Origin of the sequence: Mitsuaria sp. GD03876 (assembly GCF_029840635.1) — a bacterium.
In the GTDB taxonomy this organism is placed as follows: Bacteria; Pseudomonadota; Gammaproteobacteria; order Burkholderiales; family Burkholderiaceae_C; genus Roseateles.
In genome coordinates this window covers 24,822-40,348 of record NZ_JAOCCU010000054.1, presented here as the reverse complement: position 1 = coordinate 40,348, position 15,527 = coordinate 24,822, and the positions used below count along the sequence as shown (strand labels likewise).

Below are 15,527 nucleotides of genomic sequence, written 5' to 3'. Positions count from 1 at the left end.
AACGGCGAGGCCCGCCAGCTGCTGACCACGCTGGTGCCGCGTCCCGAGGCGCATGCGATGAATCCCGGCCTGGTGGCCGTGTCGTCGAGCTTCATGGTGCAGACGCTGGGCCAGCCGCGGCACTCGTACTCGCAGGACTGCCAGCCGCTGACCAACGAGAAGCTGAAGAAGCACATCGTGTCGCGCTCGCTGGGCCGCTTCAAGGTGACGGGCCTGGACCTGGCGGTCGAGAGCCTGCAGCAGGTGATGGAGGACATCCGCAAGGAGCAGCCCGCCGTCTACGAGGCGCTGGGCACCGCCGGCATGCTGTGCTGCCGCAACGTGCGCGGCTCGACGACCTCGATCTCCAACCACTCGTGGGGCACGGCGATCGACCTGACGCTCAACGGCATCCTGGACCGCCGCGGCGATTCGAAGGTGCAGGTCGGCCTGACGCTGATCGCGCCGATCTTCAACCGTCACGGCTGGTACTGGGGCGCCGCGTTCCGCACCGAGGACGCGATGCACTTCGAGGCCAGCCGCTCGCTGATCACGCAGTGGGGACCGCGCCTGGTCTGAGCGCGCTCGTCGCGTTCCTTGCGTTCCCCGTGTCCGCCGCGCGCCTCGCTCCGCGCGGCGGCGCGTCACCCGTTGTTGCAACCTCCGCCCGGCACGCCCCACGGCGCGCGGGCCCGCGTGGATACTCCGCCGTCATGACGCTCCGCTCCTTCCCCCTCCTTCGCGTGCTGGCGCTGGCCGGCCTGACGCTGACCGCCGCCTGCCAGCCGACGCTGGCCGCCTGCAACGTCTCCACCGCGCCCGAGGGCTGGGCGGCCGGTTCCGCCCGCTGGGACGGCGGCTGCGCCGGCCCGCAGGCCGACGGCCTGGGCGTGCTCAAGGAGCAGCAGGGCGCCGCGGTGAAGCGCATGTTCCTGGGCCGCGCCGCCAAGGGCGAGATCGCGCTGGGCGTGGTCGACATCCCGGACCAGGGCTACATGGCCGGCCGCTTCGAGCAGGGCAAGCTGGTCCCGACCGACGACCGCCAACTGATCATCCAGGCCTTCGACGAGGCCGCGAAGGCCGCGACCGCCGCGGCCGACCGGTTCGAGAAGGCGGGCAACGCCGGCTCGGCGAAGTTCTATCGCGCCAAGGCCAAGGCCTTGCGTGAGCAGATGGACTGAGTCCGGTCCGCCGCGCGGCCTCCCGGCCGTCGGCGCCCCACTGCCAATCGCCGGCTTGTGCGCCGCTACAGTCGATCGGATGACCGACAGTCCCCGCGCCTGGATCCGCCTGCCCTCCGGGGCGGCGCTCGACCTGATCAACCCGTCCCCGGACGCCTGGACCGACCAGGACCTGGCGTCGCGCCTGGCGCGCACCTACCGCTGGGGCGGGGAATCCACCTGGCCCTGGCCGTTGTCGGTCGCGCAGCATTCGCTGCTGGTGCTGGCCTTGCGCCAGGCCTGGGCCGAGGAGGCCGGCGAGCCGCTGTCCCCCGCGCTGCAACGTGCCGAACTGCTGCACGACGCCGAGGAGGGCTTCCTCGGCTTCGACTGCATCTCGCCGCTCAAGCGCGTGCTGGGCGAGCCCTTCCGCATCGTCGGCGACCGCCTGATGCAGGCGATCGCCACGCGTTACCGGCTGCCGGCGTGGACGCCGGACACCCACGCGATCCACAAGCGCGCCGACAGCACCGCGGCCGCGACGGAAGCGGTGCGCTGCACTGGCTGGTCCGAGCGCGAGGTCCGCGAGGTGCTGGGCATCACGCACCCGGTGCTGGCGAGCGATCCGCTGCAGGCGCGCTACGGCGGCACGGCATGGGAGCCGTGGCCGTCGGACGTGGCGGCGGCGCGGTTCCTGGAGGAACTGATCCGGTTGACGCGCTGAACGCCGCGGCTCAGAACCCCTTCATGTCGTAGCGCACGCCCACCCAGGCCTGGCGGCCCAGGCCCTGGTAGCCGAAGGTCGGTTCGACGTCGCGGTCGCCCGCGTTGAGCACCTTCGCTTCCAGGCGCCATTGCGGCAGGAAACGCCAGGTCGCGCGCAGGTCCACCAGCGCGTAGCCGCCGAGGTTGCCGCCCGTGTCGCGTCGCTTGCCGATGTCCGTCACCGTCGCGCCGGCGCTCCACGCGCCGGTGTCGTAGTCGGCGGACACGCTTTCCTGATGCGCCGCGCGGCGGATCAGCCGCTGGCCGCTGTCGGTGTCCTTGGCGTCCAGGAAGTCGACGTTGGCGGCGAAGTTCCAGTTGCCCAGGCGGTGCGTGCCGGTCAGCGTCGCGCCCTGCATGCGGGCGCGGCCGACGTTGGCCGCGCAGCCGAAGGCGAAGTCGGGGCTCGCCGGGCACAGCGCCGGATCGGGGTTGAAGACGATCAGGTTCTTCACCTTGTTCCGGTAGACCGTCGCGGAGGCGCTGCTCGCGCCCGAGCGCCAGACCAGGCCGAGCTCGGCGCTGCGGCCGTCCTCGGGCTTGATGCCGTGGTGGCCGTAGAACGGGAAGTCCGTCTCGTTGAACGAGGGCGCGCGGAAGGTCTTGCCGGCCAGCGCGCGGACCTTCAACGTCGAGGTCAGCGCGTAGCTCGCGCCGATGTTGCCGGTGGTGTTGTTGCCGTAGAGCGAGTTGTCGTCGCGGCGCAGGTTGGCTTCCAGCGCCGCAGGGCCGAACGAGCCGCTGTAGCCGGCGATGTAGGCGTTGTTGGTGCGCTTGAGCGTGTCGGCGACGACGCCGTCGGCCTTCTCCTCCAGGCGCTCATAGGCCAGCACGACCTGCTGGTCCGGCGCGATGCGCAGCGCGTTCTGCCAGGTGGCCTGGTCGCGCGTCGTCTTGAAGCGGCCCGCGTCGGCCAAGCCGGTGCGCGAGTCGTCGGTGCCGTGCGCGACCTGGACGGTCGTCGTCCAGATCGGGGACAGCACGCCGCGGTAGTCCAGCGCGACCTGGCGGGTCTTGAGGCGGGTCCGGTAGTCGCCTTCCGGATGGGCGACGAAGTTGTCGTCGTAGAAGGCGCCGTCGTACTGCGCGTTCAGGCGGCTCTGCGTCGCGCTGACGCCGACGCGATGGCCCTCGGCCGGCGCGAAGCCCAGCCGCGCGCTCGCGACCGTGCGGCCGAAGCCGTCGCGGTCCGGGTTGTACGAGTCGTTGCGGCGGTCGCCGCGGATCGCCGTCATGCCATCGCTGGTCTCGCGGCTCAGGCTGGCCGCGTAGTCGAAACCGGCCTGCGCGCCGCTGACGGCGATGTCGCCCTGGCGCGAGCCGTAGTCGCCGACGGCAGCGCCGGCGCGCAGGTCCAGCGCGCCCTGGCCCTTCTTGGTGATCACCTGGATCACGCCGCCCAGCGCGTCGGCGCCGTACAGGCCGGACGCCGGGCCGCGCAGGACTTCGATGCGCTCGATGTTGGCCAGGCTCATCGACTCGAAGGCCGCCTGGCCCAGCGTCGCCGAGCCCACGCGCACGCCGTCGATCATGACGACCGTCGAGCTCGTGTTGCTGCCGCGCAGCAGGTAGCCGGTGGTCTGGCCGGGGCCGCCGTTGGGCGTCAACTGCAGGCCGGCGTAGCGGCGCAGCACGTCGGCGACGCTGCCGGCGCCGCTGTTGCGCAGCATGTCCGCGTCGATGAGGACCACGTCCGCGACGGACTTGCTCAGCGGCTGGGCCTCGCGCGTGCCGATGACGATCACCGGATCGAGCGGCGCGGATTGCGCGAAGGCGAGGGACGAGACGGCGGGCGCGGCGAGCAGCGCGGCACGAGCGACGGCGCGCAGCGTGGCGCGGGGGCGGAAGGCTTGCATGTCGGAAAACTTCGGAGAGCGGCCTGCGGCCGCTTCCCCGCGGCCGCATGCGGTATGGATCCGTCGCCTGGACGACGGGTCCGCCTGTTGGCCGGTATCCGGGCTGTCGGAAGAAGAACCCGTGTTGCCTTCCCGGACCGGGGTCCAGTGGTTTCAGACACGAGCCGCGCGCTCAGGATGCCGATGAGATCGGCGGGCGCGCCTTCCGCTTACCGTTGCGGGGGCAGCTCAGGTTGGGGCCGCGGCCCCTCCTGATTCCCGTTGAACCGCGCCGGCGGAGAGCCGGGCGCGAGCACCAACGGGCGGCATCATAGCCGCGTGGTCCGGTCGGGCCCATGACTGCGGGAGTCCGCGCGCGGGCGCTCCACGGGGCATGGGGCACCCCTCCGGGAACCCCAAGCCCCATTCCGGCCCCGGCCGCGCCCGCTGCCCTCGGGCCTTGGGACTTGCTGCCGTCGGGCCTTGGCCGTCTTCACATGAACAGGTGTTCGCCGGCGTTCTCGCCGCCGAGGACCACGTAATTCACCTTGCGCAGTTCGGCCAGGCTGCGGCCGCCGGCGTAGGAGACCGAGCTCTGCAGGTCCTCCTCCATCTCGCGCAGCGTGTCGGCCAGGTGGCCCTTCACCGGCTCGAGGATGCGCTTGCCTTCGACGTGCTTGTATTCGCCCTTGTTGAAGTCGGAAGCGGAGCCGTAGTACTCCTTGTAGCGCTTGCCGTCGACCTCGACCGTGTTGCCCGGCGATTCCTCGTGGCCCGCGAACAGCGAGCCGATCATCACCATCGCCGCGCCGAAGCGCACGCTCTTGGCGATGTCGCCGTGATGGCGGATGCCGCCGTCGGCAATGATCGGCTTGGTCGCGACGCGCGCGCACCACTTCAGCGCCGAGAGCTGCCAGCCGCCGGTGCCGAAACCGGTCTTGAGCCGGGTGATGCAGACCTTGCCCGGGCCGATGCCGACCTTGGTCGCGTCCGCGCCCCAGTTCTCGAGGTCGATGACGCCTTCAGGCGTGCCGACGTTGCCGGCGATGACGAAGGTGTCGGGCAGCTTGTGCTTGATGTGGGCGATCATGCGCTGCACCGAATCGGCGTGGCCGTGCGCGATGTCGATCGTGATGTAGTCGGCGCCGACGCCCTCGGCGGCCAGCTGGTCGATCAGGGCGTAGTCGGCGTCCTTGACGCCGGCGCTGAGCGAGACGAACAGGCCCTTGTCGCGCATCGCGCGGGCGAAGGCGAGGGCGTCCAGGTCGAAGCGGTGCATCACGTAGAAGTAGCCGTTGGCGGCCAGCCATTCGGTGATGGACTCGTCGACGACCGTCTTCATGTTCGCGGGCACCACCGGCAGCTTGAAGCGGCGGGGGCCGAAGTCGATCGAGGTGTCGCACTCGCTGCGGCTGGTCACCCGGCACTTGCGGGGCAGCAGCAGGATGTTGTCGTAGTCGAAGATTTCCATGGTCCAAAGTCGCAATGTCGGGCTGCGTTGATGCAGTGCATGCCCTGGGCTGCGAGCGCTTGACTTGGGACCCGGCCAAAAAAAACCGGGTCCCAAAATTTGGGCCCGGTGGCTCATTCTACGCATCCGGCCGGGAGTCCGCGCCGCGTTGCGGTGCAACATGCCCGGATCGGGGGCTTTTGGGCGCAGTTCGCTAAACTTCGCCCCCTTGGCCCCACCCCCGGGGCGACCTCACAAGACAAGCCACATGCACGACGTCGTCATCAGCGGGACCGGCCTTTACCAGCCGCCGCACGTCATCACCAACGCCGAACTGGTGGAGGCCTTCAACCGCTACGTGGACCTGCAGAACGCCACGCACGCCGAGGCGATCGCCGCCGGCACGCGCGAGCCGCTGGTGCACTCCAGCGTCGAGTTCATCGAGAAGGCCTCGGGCATCAAGCAGCGCTACGTGATCGAGAAGGACGGCGTGCTGGACCCGACGCGCATGTACCCGCGCTTCGAGGAACGCGCGGACGACCAGCTGTCGCTGATGGCGGAGATCGCGGTCGACGCGTCGCGCAAGGCGCTGGCCGCGGCCGGGAAGCAGCCGGAGGACGTCGACGCGGTGTTCTGCTCGGCGGCCAACATGCAGCGCGCCTATCCGGCGATGGCGGTGGAGATCCAGCAGGCGCTGGGCGCGGGCGGCTACGGCTTCGACATGAACGTCGCCTGCTCGTCGGCGACCTTCGCGCTGGAGCAGGCCTACAACGCGGTGCGCTCGGGCGCCTCGAAGTGCGTGCTGATCGTGAATCCGGAGATCACCTCGGCCCACCTGGAGTGGAAGGACCGCGACTGCCACTTCATCTTCGGCGACGTGTGCACGGCGATCGTCGTGGAGCGCGCGGACCTGGCGACGGCGCCGGAGCAGTGGGAGATCCTGGGCACGAAGCTGGCGACGCAGTTCTCCAACAACATCCGCAACAACTTCGGCTTCATGAACAAGGCCGAGGACAGCGATCCCGACGGGCGCGACAAGACCTTCCGCCAGGAGGGCCGCAAGGTGTTCAAGGAAGTGGTGCCGATCGCCGCGGCGCACATCGAGCAGCACCTGGCCGCGCTGCACATCCAGCCCACGGACGTGAGCCGCTACTGGCTGCACCAGGCCAACCTGGGCATGAACCAGCTGGTGATCAAGAAGCTGGTCGGCGGCGAGGCGGGCGCGGAGATCGCGCCGCTGATCCTGGACACGTATGCCAACACGGCCTCGGCCGGTTCGGTGATCGCGTTCCACGAGCACCGCGCCAACCTCAAGCAGGGCGACCTGGGCGTGATCTGCTCCTTCGGCGCCGGCTATTCGGTCGGCAGCGTGATCGTCAAGAAGCGCTGAGGCGCGTCGCGGCGGGAGGCGGCCGGGCTTCCCGCGCGTCGGTCAATCGACGTTGAACACGAACGCCTGCTCGACGACGGTGAGGTAGGGGCGCCCGTCGTAGGACGAGGGTTCGAAGACCATCTTGTTGGCGGCGTCGGTGCAGGCCTGCTGGATCGCGCGAGGCGCATTGGTGATCAGCGTCACCTGTGGATCACCTTGCCGTCGGTATCGACGGTCATCTGCATGCGGACGTTCCACGAGCCCTTGTGCTTCAGCGCCGCGGGCGTGAGTTCCGGCTTGGCCATCTGGACCGCCCGGCCCAGCTTGAGCAGCCGCGTGTCCACCTGGTCGACGTTGAAGATCGAGTCGACCCGCGTCGGGTAGAGCGCCCGGATCATCGAGTTGTGCTCGACCAGGCGATTGCGTGGATCGAACATCGGGTACTTCGGCGCCGGTTTCGCGTAGGCGTTCGGGAACTCGAAGGTCATCGTCAGCGTGCGCGGTGTCTCGGTCGTCTCGCAGGTGTAGCGCTGCATGGCCTCGCGCACGGCCGTCAACAACTCCGGCCGGCCTTCCACCAGGTCGACCTGGTCCACCCGTCCCTCGACGAATCGCGCATTGACCGTGACGTTGCCGAAGACGCCATAGCCGTCGGCATCGACAGGCGTCGTCGGACGCGGCGTGCTGGAGCAGCGCACCGGTTCCTGGGTCGAGAACACGGCCGCCTGCGGCGCGGCCATCGCCAGGCCGAGCGCGAGTCCCGCCAATGCGGCGCGCGTCATTCGGCGTCCTCCCAGCGCAGGGCGGTCATCGCTTCGAGCATCGCCGTCATCTCCCGGTCCGGGCCGAAGGTGTGCACCTGCATGAGCTGCGGCGGCGAGGCTGCCGGCGAGCAGCACGGCCATCGCGGTACGCAGGGAGGCGTCACGACGCGAGCGAATCGATCGGTGTTTCATCATGTCGTTCTTGGTGATGTCGTGCATGCGGCGTCAGCCGGTGCCACTCGGCGGTCAGCCATCGGGCCAACGTGTCGGCCGTGCCGGGCGAACCGATCATCCAGTCATGTTCGGTCGTGCCCTGGATCTCGCAGTAATGACCGCAAGGCCACAGCCCCTCGTCGCCCCAATCCCCAGTTCCCCAGACCTCGAACCTGACGTGGTCCAGCGCAGTGATCCGGGCGCGCTTGTAGGTCAGGCCGGACCAGGAGCGTTCCAGCACCAGCGACCCAGGCGACATCCAGACACGGAATCGGACCGGGATCATGAGCACTCCGACCAGCATCGATCCGGCTGCCGTGGCCAGCAGGACAGGGCGCCAGGGGTAGTTCACGAAGGCGGGGATGGCGAACCAAGGGAACCCGCCCAGGACGAAGCCGATCCAGTTGAAGCAGAACGTGGCGTGATCGAAGCCCCGAACCTCGGCGAAGGAGTCGCCGCTTCGGAAACGCGGGGTCATCGCCTTACCGGCCGCTCGCCTCGATCCGGATCTCGTCGCTCCGGCAGGTCCCGCCGCCGCTGCCGCCGGGCTGGTCGCCCAGCAGGTCCTTCAGCGATCCGCCCGCGCGGTAGTCCCGCGGCAGCCGCACCTGGATCTCGGTCAGGTACTGCCCCGAGCACATCAGCTTCACGCTGTCCCGGTAGGCCTCGCTGCCGGTCTCGGCCTGCAGCTTCTCGTAGAACGCCCGGCGCGAGATCGACCCGCCGATGTGCTGCCGGATGTACTTGCCCACGCCCGAATCGTTGAACTGCTTCACCAGGTCGACCGCCCGGCGGAAGTACGCGTCCGGGTTCATCGCCTGGCAGGTGCCGTGCTTGCGCCACTCGTGCTCGCCGAAGTCCTTCTCGTAGAGGAAATTCGGCATCCACGGCCCGATGTACGCGATCGTCTCCTTGGACAAGGTCATCGGCGCGCTGCTGCAATTCCCATAGCTGATGCCGCATTGCTGGCGGTTGGGCCACAGGCCGTGCAGCGTCAGGTTGGTCACCTTCAGCTTGCCGTCCTCCATCGCCTCGCACTCCGGCTTGCCGCGCTTGCCGCCCGCCGTCCACTCGCAGAAGCCCGGCTGCCACGACATCGCCAGCACGAAGCTGTCGTACTCGTTGGCCGTGGAGCACATCCCGCCGCGGCCCGACATCGAGGGCCCGCGGTCCGGCGTCGGCGTGCGCTCCGGCGCCGTCGACCCCGCGCCGCCCGAGCCGCCGGCCGCGCTGCCGCAGTCGTTGGGCACCCAGCGCTCGGCGGGCCTCGCCTCGGGCACCTGCACCCGCGTCCAGCCCGCGTCGTGCGATTCGAGGATCGTGTACCCCGTCCCCGGCGACAGCTTCACGCCGCCGGGATTGGTGCTCTTGCGGAAGGACTGGAAGGCCTCGCAGGCGCGCGAGGCGGTGAAGGTGCCGCTGGCCGGCGCGGCCCAGGACGAGGGCAGGGCGCCGAGGGCGAGCAGGGACAGGGCGGCGATTCGAAGGGCGAGGCGCATGGGCATCCGGCGGAGGCTGAAAACAGCCGGCTTTGTACGTCATCTCGAGGCGCTCATCAAAACTACGGAGGCCCCCGGCGCCGCATGGGGGTACAAACCGGCCCATCCCTGTCCCACCGAAGGAACGGCCATGGCCACAGCGAAGACCGCCGCGCGCAAGACCGCCGCCACCAGGACCGCGGCGAAGAAGAGCGCCAAGGCCGCGCCCGCCAAGAAGGCCGCTCCGGCGAAGTTCGCGGCGCCCGCCAGGAAAACGGCGTCGGCCAAGCAGGCCGCCCCGGCCAAGAAGGCAGCGCCGGCCGCGAAGACTGCCCCGGCGAAGAAGGCCGCCGCCGAGAAGCGGCCCGTGGCCCGCTTCACGCAGGGCGGCACCGCCGGCAACGGCCTCAAGACCTTCGCGCTGCACGCGCTGGACGACGCGTCCAAGCCGGCGGTGAAGGCGCTGACAGCCGCCCGCCCGTCGCTGCGCGCCTTCTCCTTCGCGGGCAACGCAGGGGCCAAGCGGATGGACCCCGAGGCCGCCGCCCGCGGCTACCTCGACCAGGCCCTGGCCAGCAAGGCGACGCCGCGTTTCGCCGCGCCGACGGCGATGGCGCCCAAGGCCCAGTTGCCCAGCGAGTTCAAGAGCCTCGGCGCCGAGGCGATCCCGCTGACCGGCACCACCACGGTCAAGTTCCGCCAGACCTTCGGGAAGATCCCCGTCTACGGCTCGCTGGTGACCGTCGAGCTCGACGAGCAGAACCAGCTCGTGGGCATCAACTCCTCGCTGGGCGAGCCGACCGGCGTGAAGCCGGTCGCGTCGATCGCCGCCGCCGACGCGGTGAAGGCCGTCCAGGACTTCCCCGGCCACGACAAGCGCCTGGAGGGCATCGTCCCGCGCCTGCAGTACTACTACGACGCCGCGGCCTCGAAGTGGCGCCTCGTGTTCCTGCTCGAGGACGTGCCGGTCGTGCCCACCCGCAAGGGGCCGTCCCCGGTGCTGATGGACTACATCGTCGACGCCCACACCGGCAAGGTCGTCGTGGCCGTGCCGCGCACCCCGACGCTGGCGGTGACCTCCACCGGCATCGACGGGCTGGGCAAGTCCCGCACCTTCGAGTCCGACAAGACCGGCAAGGTCACGCTGCTGATGGACGCCACGCTGAACGTGCAGACCTTCGACTTCGGCTTCCGCGATCCGGTCACCGACGACCGGTCGCTGCCGGGCCAGGCGATCAGGAATCCGCCGACCTTCTCGCCGTCGGCCGTCAGCGCGCATGCCAACGCCGAGGCGGTGTCGCGTTTCCTGCGCCAGGTGCTCAAGCGCAACAACATCGACAACCAGGGCGGCCTGATGGCCTCGAGCATCAATTGCGTCGACCGGCAGGACAGCCGCGACGGCCGCGAGTGGGTCAACGCGTTCTGGAACGGCACGCAGATGGTCTACGGCCAGCGCACGACGAAGGACGGCGTGGTGCTGTCGATGTCCGTCGCGCTGGACATCGTGGCCCACGAGATGTTCCACGGCGTGACCGACCACACCTCGCGCCTCGAGTACGCGAACCAGTCCGGCGCGCTCAACGAGTCCTACTCGGACATCTTCGGCGTCATCGTCGCCAACCGTCCGACATCGGACGTCGGCAAGTGGAGCTGGCTGATCGGCGCCGGCCTGCAGGCTAACGGCCAGCCCTTCCGCGACATGCAGGACCCGACGGCCCAGGGCCAGCCCGCGCACATGAAGAAATTCGCCAAGCTGCCCAACACGCGCAACGGCGACAACGGCGGCGTGCACATCAACAGCGGCATCCACAACAAGGCGGCCTACAACGTGCTGACCGCCGGCAAGCCTTCGGCGCGGGTCTTCAAGCCCGACGAGGTCGCCGCGATCTTCTACCTGGCGCTGACGCAACGCCTGTCGCGGACGTCCCAGTTCGCCGACAGCCGCCGCGCGGTGCTCGACAGCGCGCGGACCCTGTTCCGCAAGCTGACGCCAGCCGAGCTCGCCAAGCGGATCGCCGCGATCGAGCAGGCGTTCTCCGACGTCGGCATCAACTGACGGCCAGCCCCACGCCAGTACCCGCGAAGGGCCCGATACGGGCCCGATCAGGGCTCGACGAAGGCCCGATCAAGACCCGATCAGGACCCGATCAGAACCCGATCAGAACCCGATCGAGACGCCCAGCCCCAGCACCCAGTCCGCGGTCTGCTTCGTCAGTCCGCGGTTGAGCGAGGCATCGAGCTGCAGCCGGCGGTCGACCAGCCAGGTGACGCCGCTGCCGGCCGACACGCTGCGCCCGCCGTTGCGGGTGGAGGCCAGTTGGTCGCCGGCGATCTCGACGTAGCCCTTCCATCGCTCGGCGATCGGCCAGCCCAGCGAGGCGCCGAGGATGCCGCCGACGAAGTGCTTGCCGTCGTCGCGGCTGTCGCGGTACAGCCCGCCGATCACGCCGGCCGACCAGTCGTGCGGCAGGTCCCACTCCGCCGTCAGCCGCAGCGACGGCCGCAAGCCCTGGCCCCGGAAGGCCGACGAGCCGCTGTCCATGTCCACGTGCAGCAGCCAGGCCAGGCCCGGCTTGTTCGTGTCCGCGTCGCCGTCCTGCACATGCCACTTCACGCCCAGCGCCGTGTCCGCCCAGCCGCTGGCGCGCGCCGTGCCGGTGGCGTCGGTCGTGCGCAGGCGCTGGTAGCCGTCGGTCTCGACGCGGAACTCCCAGTCCTCGGCGAAGCCCAAGCGCAGCAGCGTCGGCGTCGACCACAAGCGGCTGCGCACGCCGTCGCTCCTGTCGCGCTGGTAACCGAGCCCGGTCTCCAGCAGCGCGCGGCCCTTGCCGACGGTGCTGCTCGATTCGACGATGCCGGGCTGGTCCGGCTGGATCGCGTCGGCATCGTCGGCCGCGCGGGCGCTCGATGCCGACAGGGCGACCAGCAGCGCCCCGAGGGCGCCGGCGGCAAGACGTGGCTTCATGGGCATGCCTCCTTGGAGATCCCGGATCACTGGCCGCCGCGTTCGCCGCCCATCCACCAGGACGGCGGCACGCCGGAGGCGCCGGTGCCCGGCCCCGACGCCGCGTCGGACGCCGGCAGCGGCGGCGGCATCGGCCCGATCGTCTTCAGGCCCGCGTCGCCGGCGAACTCGCTGTAGACCCAGTCCGGACCGTACGGGCCTTCCTGCTGGACCAGCCCGCCATCCCGGGGCGGCTCGATCTCGGAGGGCGAGATGCCCTTGAGCGCCACCGCCATGTAGTCGATCCAGGCCGGCAGCGCCACGCCGCCGCCGGACTCGCCGGCGCCCAGGCTGCGCGGCTGGTCGTAGCCGATCCACACGACCGTCGCCACGCGGCGCTGGAAGCCGGCGAACCAGGCGTCCACCGCGTCGTTGGTCGTGCCGGTCTTGCCGTACAGGTCGTAGCGCTTGAGCGACGCGCTGGCCTTGTAGGCCGTGCCCCGGATCGCCACCTCGCGCAGTAGCGAGCCGGTGATGAACGCGTTGCGCTCGCTGATCGCGCGGCGGTCGTCGGTGAGCTTCTCGGGCTCGGCCTGGAACAGCACCTGGTTCTGCGCGTCGACGATCTTCGTGACCAGCAGCGGCTTGAGCAGGTAGCCGCCGTTGGCGAAGACCGAGTACGCGCTGGCCATCTGCAGCGGCGTCACCGAGCCCGAGCCCAGCGCCAGCGTCAGGTTGTCGGGCTGCTTGTCGACGTCCAGGCCGAACTTGCCGGCCCAGGACCGGCCGCGGTCCGGCGTCAGCTGTTCCAGCACCCGGATCGTGACCATGTTCTTGGACTTGGCCAGCGCCTGGCGCAGCGTCAGCGGGCCGTCGAACTGGCCGTCCGAGTTGCGCGGATTCCAGTCGCCGACGCTGATCGGCGCGTCGTCGACCAGCGTCGCGGGGCTCGCGCCGGCCTCCATCGCCGCCGAGTACAGGAAGGGCTTGAAGCTCGAGCCCGGCTGCCGCCAGGCCTGCGTCGCGTGGTTGAACTGGTTGCGGCTGAAGTCGAAGCCGCCGACCAGCGCCAGGATCTTGCCGCTGTCGGGCTCGACCGAGACCAGCGCGCCTTCGGCCTCCGGCGACTGCGTGACCGCCCAGGCGCCCTTGGGGAACTCCTTGGTCGGATTGCCGCGCAGCACGCGGATGATCGAGCCGCGCTGGATGCGCAGGTTGGGCTTGGCCTTCTCCGGCAGCGCTGACAGCACCGAGCGCAGGCCGTCGCCCTTGATCTCGATGTCGTCGCCGTCGGCCAGCGTCGCCTGCAGGCGGTTGCTGGCGACCTGCGTCACCACCGCGGCGCGCAGGTCGTCGTTGTCGGGATGCTCGTTGAGCGCCTGCGCGATCGCGCTGTCCTGGTCCTGCGCGTCCATGCCGGCGGGCAGGTCGACCTCGCCCTCCGGACCGCGCCAGGCCTTGCGGCGCTCGTAGTCCATCAGCGTGCGGCGCAGCGCCTTGTACGCGGCCACCTGGTCGTCCATGCGCAGCGTCGTCGTCACGCGCAGGCCGCGGCTGTAGGCCTCGTCGCCGTACTGGGCGTGCACCACCTGGCGCACCATCTCGGCGGCGTACTGGCCGAAGGGCAGGCGCTGCTCCTGCGCGCTGCGCAGCTTGACCGGCTCGTCGCGGGCCTGCTGCGCCTGCTCCGGCGTGACCATCCCGACGTCCACCATCCGCTGCAGCACCACCGCCTGGCGGCGCTGCGCGCGCGGCAGGTTCATCAGCGGGTTGGCGTAGTAGGGGTTCTGCGGCAGCCCGGCCAGCATCGCCGTCTCGCCGATCGACAGGTCCTTGAGCGACTTGCCGTAGTAGGCCTGCGCCGCCGCCTCGAAGCCGTAGGCCCGCTGCCCCAGGTAGATCTGGTTCATGTAGACCTCCAGGATCTTGTCCTTGGAGAGCTGGCGCTCGATCTTGAAGGCCAGCAGGATCTCGACGAACTTGCGGGTGTAGAGCTTCTTCTTGGTCAGGTAGAGGTCACGGGCGAGCTGCTGCGTGATCGTCGAGGCCCCCTGGCTGCGCGACGAGAACACGTTGGCGATCGCCGCCCGGAAGATGCCGGTGAAGGAGACGCCCTGGTGCTCGTAGAAGTTCGCGTCCTCGACCGCCAGCAGCGCCAGCTGCATCTGCTTGGGGATCTTCTCCAGCGGCAGGTAGCTGCGGCGCTCGGCGCCGAATTCGGCCAGCAACTGGCCGTCCTCGGTGTAGACGCGCAGCGGCTGCTTGGGGTTGTAGTCGGTCAGCCGGTCCAGGTCGGGCAGGCCCGGCCAGACCACCGCCGCCGCGCCGGCCACCAGCAGCGCGAGGGCCAGCACGCCGGTGCCGGACCAGATGGCGATGCGCTTCCAGGCGGGCAGCGTGCGCAGCGCGGCGCGCATCGGCGCGGTGCGGCGCCACAGCGCCAGGAACAGGCCGGCCACGGAACGGGCGACGGTGCGGACGTAATGAGCGATCTGCTGCATGCGGGGCGCCGAGTTCAGGTCGGCGGATTATCGTCAGTCCCCGCGCCCCGTCCCGGCCCGGTCGCCACTGGCAACAATCCGCACACAGTCGACACACGAACCGTGTACGGCCGCCTCATCCGACCCGGGTGTTCAGCGTCAGGAAGACCAGGGCGTTCAGGGCAAAGTGGATGCCGATGGCGGCCTCGATGCGGCCGCTGAGCGCGTAGACCAGGCCGTAGCCGACGCCCGCGAGCGTCGCCAGCGCCACGTAGGCCGGCCCGCCGGCCGCGTGCGCCAGGCCGAACAGCACCGCCGCGACCAGCACCGGCAGCCAGCCGCGCCAGGTGCGCAGATCAGTGCCCAGCCGGCGCGCCAGCAGGCCCTGGATCACGCCGCGGAAGGCGGCTTCCTCGGCGACGCAGGTCAGGAGCAGGTTGGCCGACAGGAACAGCGCCGCGTTGTCGGGCCAGCGCAGCGCCGGCACGCCGACGCCGCCCGCGACCGCCAGCAGCCAGGGCAGCGCCAGGGTGGCGACGATCGCCGCCGGCAGCGCGACCCACGGCAGCCCGGGCGAGGGCACCGGCGCCGGGGCGCCGCCGCGCGCGTCGCCGAACGCGCCGTCCGGCCGGCGCCGCTGCCGTTGCATCAGCACCGCCAGCATCAGCATGCCGGCCACGCCCTTGTCGAAGTTGAGGTACTTCGGCGACGGCGGCCGCAGGTCCGACGCGGCGACCAGGAAGGTCGGGTTCTGGAAACCGGGCAGCACGTGCAGCGCCAGCGCCAGGCCCACGACCAGCATCAGCAGCATCAGGACCGCCTCGCGGCGCGGCCGGTGGCGCGCGGCGAGCGCCATCCACGCCAGCGCCGCCATCGCCGCGACCGGCACCATCGCGGCCACGGTGAGCTGGCCGTGCAGCAGGCCGGCGGTGACCGCCATGATCAACAGCGAGAACCAGGGCCAGGGCGCGCGCACCGGCAGCAGGGTCGCGGCGATCGACAGGCACAGGAGCAGGTGGCTGAGCGGCATCTCGAGGGGATCTTCGTCCGGTTGGGGGGAGGCTGCGGCCGACCGGCCCCCCGTGGG

The 15,527-nt window shown here is 70.4% G+C and carries 15 protein-coding genes and 1 riboswitch; of the genes, 5 read left to right on the top strand and 10 right to left on the bottom strand.

From position 1 onward, the window contains the following. From N5D62_RS24690 to N5D62_RS24680, 3 genes are all read left to right on the top strand, one after another. Positions 1-558: M15 family metallopeptidase (locus tag N5D62_RS24690; protein WP_279760630.1), on the top strand; the 558-nt coding region annotated here is incomplete at its 5' end. 134 nt (positions 559-692) lie between these two features. Continuing rightward, positions 693-1,160, top strand: a complete 468-nt coding sequence (locus N5D62_RS24685) for a hypothetical protein (RefSeq protein WP_279760628.1) — start codon at positions 693-695, stop codon at positions 1,158-1,160. Positions 1,161-1,239: 79 nt separating this feature from the next. Beyond that, on the top strand, positions 1,240-1,863 hold the full coding sequence (locus N5D62_RS24680) for a phosphohydrolase (RefSeq protein WP_279760627.1): 624 nt from the start codon (positions 1,240-1,242) through the stop codon (positions 1,861-1,863). A gap of 10 nt (positions 1,864-1,873) precedes the next feature. Here N5D62_RS24680 and N5D62_RS24675 read toward each other — a convergent pair whose 3' ends face one another. Then, positions 1,874-3,760 carry a TonB-dependent receptor gene (locus N5D62_RS24675; protein ID WP_279760626.1) on the bottom strand — a complete coding sequence of 629 codons (1,887 nt, stop codon included), beginning with the start codon at positions 3,758-3,760 and terminating at the stop codon, positions 1,874-1,876. Between the two features lie 71 nt (positions 3,761-3,831). Continuing rightward, positions 3,832-4,075, bottom strand: a riboswitch (cobalamin riboswitch). Positions 4,076-4,232: 157 nt separating this feature from the next. Further along, positions 4,233-5,210 (bottom strand): GMP reductase, encoded by a 978-nt coding sequence (locus N5D62_RS24670; RefSeq protein WP_279760625.1) that lies wholly within the window; start codon positions 5,208-5,210, stop codon positions 4,233-4,235. A 247-nt stretch (positions 5,211-5,457) separates the two neighbouring features. Here N5D62_RS24670 and N5D62_RS24665 point away from each other — a divergent pair, with 247 nt between their 5' ends. Further along, positions 5,458-6,579, top strand: a complete 1,122-nt coding sequence (locus tag N5D62_RS24665) for a beta-ketoacyl-ACP synthase III (protein ID WP_279760623.1) — start codon at positions 5,458-5,460, stop codon at positions 6,577-6,579. A 42-nt stretch (positions 6,580-6,621) separates the two neighbouring features. Here N5D62_RS24665 and N5D62_RS24660 read toward each other — a convergent pair whose 3' ends face one another. From N5D62_RS24660 to N5D62_RS24640, 5 genes are read right to left on the bottom strand one after another with little or no spacing between them, the layout of a single operon-like run. Further along, on the bottom strand, positions 6,622-6,765 hold the full coding sequence (locus tag N5D62_RS24660) for a hypothetical protein (protein WP_279760622.1): 144 nt from the start codon (positions 6,763-6,765) through the stop codon (positions 6,622-6,624). After that, positions 6,762-7,343: a hypothetical protein gene (locus N5D62_RS24655; protein WP_279760620.1), complete on the bottom strand. Its 582-nt coding sequence runs from the start codon at positions 7,341-7,343 to the stop codon at positions 6,762-6,764. The genes N5D62_RS24660 and N5D62_RS24655 overlap by 4 nt, the downstream gene beginning before the upstream one ends. Continuing rightward, complete coding sequence (locus N5D62_RS24650) at positions 7,340-7,489, bottom strand: hypothetical protein (RefSeq protein WP_279760619.1); 150 nt, start codon at positions 7,487-7,489, stop codon at positions 7,340-7,342. The genes N5D62_RS24655 and N5D62_RS24650 overlap by 4 nt, the downstream gene beginning before the upstream one ends. Next, positions 7,486-8,016, bottom strand: a complete 531-nt coding sequence (locus tag N5D62_RS24645) for a hypothetical protein (protein ID WP_279760618.1) — start codon at positions 8,014-8,016, stop codon at positions 7,486-7,488. The genes N5D62_RS24650 and N5D62_RS24645 overlap by 4 nt, the downstream gene beginning before the upstream one ends. 4 nt (positions 8,017-8,020) lie before the next feature. Then, complete coding sequence (locus N5D62_RS24640) at positions 8,021-9,037, bottom strand: ribonuclease I (RefSeq protein WP_279760616.1); 1,017 nt, start codon at positions 9,035-9,037, stop codon at positions 8,021-8,023. 130 nt (positions 9,038-9,167) lie between these two features. Here N5D62_RS24640 and N5D62_RS24635 point away from each other — a divergent pair, with 130 nt between their 5' ends. Beyond that, the gene (locus N5D62_RS24635; protein ID WP_279760614.1) at positions 9,168-11,072 is read left to right on the top strand and encodes a M4 family metallopeptidase; all 1,905 of its coding nucleotides are present in this window, start codon (positions 9,168-9,170) and stop codon (positions 11,070-11,072) included. A gap of 102 nt (positions 11,073-11,174) precedes the next feature. Here the strand turns inward: N5D62_RS24635 and N5D62_RS24630 are convergent, their stop codons facing one another. The 3 genes from N5D62_RS24630 to N5D62_RS24620 form a co-directional block, all read right to left on the bottom strand. Further along, positions 11,175-11,981, bottom strand: coding sequence for a transporter (locus N5D62_RS24630; protein ID WP_279760613.1), 807 nt, complete (start codon positions 11,979-11,981; stop codon positions 11,175-11,177). A gap of 26 nt (positions 11,982-12,007) precedes the next feature. Further along, entirely contained in the window at positions 12,008-14,461 is a 2,454-nt protein-coding gene (locus tag N5D62_RS24625; protein WP_279760612.1) for a PBP1A family penicillin-binding protein, read from the bottom strand. A gap of 115 nt (positions 14,462-14,576) precedes the next feature. Further along, positions 14,577-15,470, bottom strand: a complete 894-nt coding sequence (locus N5D62_RS24620; RefSeq protein ID WP_279760611.1) for a CPBP family intramembrane metalloprotease — start codon at positions 15,468-15,470, stop codon at positions 14,577-14,579. Positions 15,471-15,527: the final 57 nt, after the last annotated feature.

Coding starts and splice junctions, on each gene's coding strand:
- N5D62_RS24625 (WP_279760612.1), bottom strand. CDS start 14,461: ATGCAGCAGATCGCTCATTACGTCCGCACCGTCGCCCGTTCCGTGGCC.
- N5D62_RS24665 (WP_279760623.1), top strand. CDS start 5,458: ATGCACGACGTCGTCATCAGCGGGACCGGCCTTTACCAGCCGCCGCAC.
- N5D62_RS24640 (WP_279760616.1), bottom strand. CDS start 9,037: ATGCGCCTCGCCCTTCGAATCGCCGCCCTGTCCCTGCTCGCCCTCGGC.
- N5D62_RS24685 (WP_279760628.1), top strand. CDS start 693: ATGACGCTCCGCTCCTTCCCCCTCCTTCGCGTGCTGGCGCTGGCCGGC.
- N5D62_RS24620 (WP_279760611.1), bottom strand. CDS start 15,470: ATGCCGCTCAGCCACCTGCTCCTGTGCCTGTCGATCGCCGCGACCCTG.
- N5D62_RS24645 (WP_279760618.1), bottom strand. CDS start 8,016: ATGACCCCGCGTTTCCGAAGCGGCGACTCCTTCGCCGAGGTTCGGGGC.
- N5D62_RS24675 (WP_279760626.1), bottom strand. CDS start 3,760: ATGCAAGCCTTCCGCCCCCGCGCCACGCTGCGCGCCGTCGCTCGTGCC.
- N5D62_RS24655 (WP_279760620.1), bottom strand. CDS start 7,343: ATGACGCGCGCCGCATTGGCGGGACTCGCGCTCGGCCTGGCGATGGCC.
- N5D62_RS24635 (WP_279760614.1), top strand. CDS start 9,168: ATGGCCACAGCGAAGACCGCCGCGCGCAAGACCGCCGCCACCAGGACC.
- N5D62_RS24670 (WP_279760625.1), bottom strand. CDS start 5,210: ATGGAAATCTTCGACTACGACAACATCCTGCTGCTGCCCCGCAAGTGC.
- N5D62_RS24630 (WP_279760613.1), bottom strand. CDS start 11,981: ATGAAGCCACGTCTTGCCGCCGGCGCCCTCGGGGCGCTGCTGGTCGCC.
- N5D62_RS24680 (WP_279760627.1), top strand. CDS start 1,240: ATGACCGACAGTCCCCGCGCCTGGATCCGCCTGCCCTCCGGGGCGGCG.